This window comes from Brevibacillus parabrevis, from assembly GCF_003710905.1.
Classification (GTDB): domain Bacteria; phylum Bacillota; class Bacilli; order Brevibacillales; family Brevibacillaceae; genus Brevibacillus; species Brevibacillus parabrevis.
This window is the reverse complement of record NZ_RHHV01000034.1, coordinates 1-3,095: the sequence shown is the minus strand read 5'-3', so window position 1 is coordinate 3,095 and position 3,095 is coordinate 1. Positions and strand designations below refer to the sequence as shown.

Sequence of the window (3,095 nt, the reverse complement as noted above, 5' to 3'; positions counted from 1 at the left end):
GTGGTTAAGTTACTAAGGGCACACGGTGGATGCCTTGGCGCTAGGAGCCGAAGAAGGACGCAGCGAACTGCGATAAGCCTCGGGGAGCGGTAAGCACGCTTTGATCCGGGGATCTCCGAATGGGGCAACCCACCATCTGTAATGGGATGGTATCCTTCACTGAATACATAGGTGATGAGAAGGCAGACCCGGTGAACTGAAACATCTAAGTAGCCGGAGGAAGAGAAAACAATAGTGATTCCGTCAGTAGTGGCGAGCGAACGCGGAAGAGCCTAAACCGTCGGGTTTACCCGGCGGGGTTGTGGGGCGTCTCACACGGAGTTACAAAAGACTCTTGTAGATGAACAGTTTGGGAAGACTGACCAAAGAGCGTGACAGTCGCGTAATCCAAACAAGAGTCTCTCCGAGACCAACCCCGAGTAGCGCGGGACACGTGAAATCCCGTGTGAATCTGGCAGGACCATCTGCTAAGGCTAAATACTACCTAGCGACCGATAGTGAACCAGTACCGTGAGGGAAAGGTGAAAAGCACCCCGGGAGGGGAGTGAAATAGTACCTGAAACCGTGTGCTTACAAATAGTCGGAGCCCGTTAAAAGGGTGACGGCGTGCCTTTTGTAGAATGAACCGGCGAGTTACGGTAGCGTGCGAGGTTAAGTTGAAGAGACGGAGCCGCAGCGAAAGCGAGTCTGAATAGGGCGATAGTACGCTGCCGTAGACCCGAAACCGTGTGATCTAGCCATGTCCAGGGTGAAGGTAGGGTAACACCTACTGGAGGCCCGAACCCACGCACGTTGAAAAGTGCGGGGATGAGGTGTGGCTAGCGGTGAAATTCCAATCGAACTCGGAGATAGCTGGTTCTCCCCGAAATAGCTTTAGGGCTAGCCTCGGAATTAGAGTCTTGGAGGTAGAGCACTGATTGGGCTAGGGGCCCTCATCGGGTTACCGAACTCAGTCAAACTCCGAATGCCAATGACTTATGTCCGGGAGTCAGACGGTGAGTGCTAAGATCCATCGTCAAAAGGGAAACAGCCCAGACCATCAGCTAAGGTCCCCAAGTATACGTTAAGTGGGAAACGATGTGGAGTTGCCCAGACAACCAGGATGTTGGCTTAGAAGCAGCCACCATTTAAAGAGTGCGTAATAGCTCACTGGTCGAGTGACTCTGCGCGGAAAATGTAACGGGGCTAAACGTATCACCGAAGCTATGGCAGTCCTTACGGACTGGGTAGGGGAGCGTTCCAAGCAGCAGGGAAGCCGTACTGGAAAGAGCGGTGGAGCGCTTGGAAGTGAGAATGCCGGTGTAAGTAGCGAAAAGACAAGTGAGAATCTTGTCCACCGAAAGCCTAAGGTTTCCTGGGGAAGGCTCGTCCTCCCAGGGTTAGTCGGGACCTAAGCTGAGGCCGAAAGGCGTAGGCGATGGACAACAGGTTGATATTCCTGTACCACCTCTGTTCCGCTTGAGCAATGGCGTGACGCAGGAGGATAGGGTGAGCGGCCTACTGGATGGCCGTCCAAGCAGTAAGTGTGGTGTGTAGGCAAATCCGCACACCGTCAAGCACAAGCTGTGATGGCGAGGGAAATTTTAGTACCGAAGTCCCTGATTTCACACTGCCAAGAAAAGCGTCTAGCGAGGAACAAGGTGCCCGTACCGCAAACCGACACAGGTAGGCGAGGAGAGAATCCTAAGGTGCGCGGGATAACTCTTGCTAAGGAACTCGGCAAAATGGCCCCGTAACTTCGGGAGAAGGGGCGCCTCGGTAGGGTTAATAGCCCGAGGGGGCCGCAGTGAAAAGGCCCAAGCGACTGTTTAGCAAAAACACAGGTCTCTGCGAAGCCGCAAGGCGAAGTATAGGGGCTGACGCCTGCCCGGTGCTGGAAGGTTAAGGGGATGAGTTAGCGCAAGCGAAGCTTTGAACCGAAGCCCCAGTAAACGGCGGCCGTAACTATAACGGTCCTAAGGTAGCGAAATTCCTTGTCGGGTAAGTTCCGACCCGCACGAAAGGCGTAACGACTTGGGCGCTGTCTCGGCAAGAGACCCGGTGAAATCATAATACCTGTGAAGATGCAGGTTACCCGCGACAAGACGGAAAGACCCCATGGAGCTTTACTGTAGCCTGGTATTGGAACTTTGTGCATCATGTACAGGATAGGTGGGAAGCTGAGAAGCAGGGGCGCCAGCCTCTGTGGAGCTGTCGGTGGGATACCACCCTTGATGTACGGAGTTTCTAACTCGTCGCCCTCATCGGGCGAGAGGACCATGCCAGGTGGGCAGTTTGACTGGGGCGGTCGCCTCCTAAAAGGTAACGGAGGCGCCCAAAGGTTCCCTCAGAATGGTCGGAAATCATTCGTAGAGTGTAAAGGCAGAAGGGAGCTTGACTGCGAGACCTACAAGTCGAGCAGGGACGAAAGTCGGGCTTAGTGATCCGGTGGTTCCGCATGGAAGGGCCATCGCTCAACGGATAAAAGCTACCCTGGGGATAACAGGCTTATCTCCCCCAAGAGTCCACATCGACGGGGAGGTTTGGCACCTCGATGTCGGCTCATCGCATCCTGGGGCTGAAGTAGGTCCCAAGGGTTGGGCTGTTCGCCCATTAAAGCGGTACGCGAGCTGGGTTCAGAACGTCGTGAGACAGTTCGGTCCCTATCTGTCGCGGGCGTAGGAAGTTTGAGGAGAGCTGTCCTTAGTACGAGAGGACCGGGATGGACGCACCGCTGGTGCACCAGTTGTCACGCCAGTGGCACAGCTGGGTAGCTATGTGCGGACGGGATAAGCGCTGAAAGCATCTAAGCGTGAAGCCCCCTCCAAGATGAGACTTCCCACAGCGCAAGCTGGTAAGACCCCTCATAGACGATGAGGTTGATAGGTTCGGTGTGGAAGCGCGGTAACGCGTGGAGCTGACGAATACTAATCGGTCGAGGACTTATCCACACATGCTTAGCAATCATGCGTATTCAGTTTTGAAGGAACAAGCAGAAAAGCTGTATTCCCGATTACTTTTGCGAGTAATGGAGAATGCAGCTTTTTGTATGAGAAAACCGTGTAGGTAATCTACACGGTTTTTTTGTTGTTTCTTTTTTTGTCCCAGTTCTCTCC

General features: G+C 53.9%; 1 rRNA gene. It reads left to right on the top strand.

From position 1 onward, the window contains the following. The first annotated feature begins 2 nt into the window (after positions 1-2). Positions 3-2,930, top strand: a 23S ribosomal RNA gene (locus tag EDM60_RS28150). Positions 2,931-3,095 lie beyond the last annotated feature (165 nt).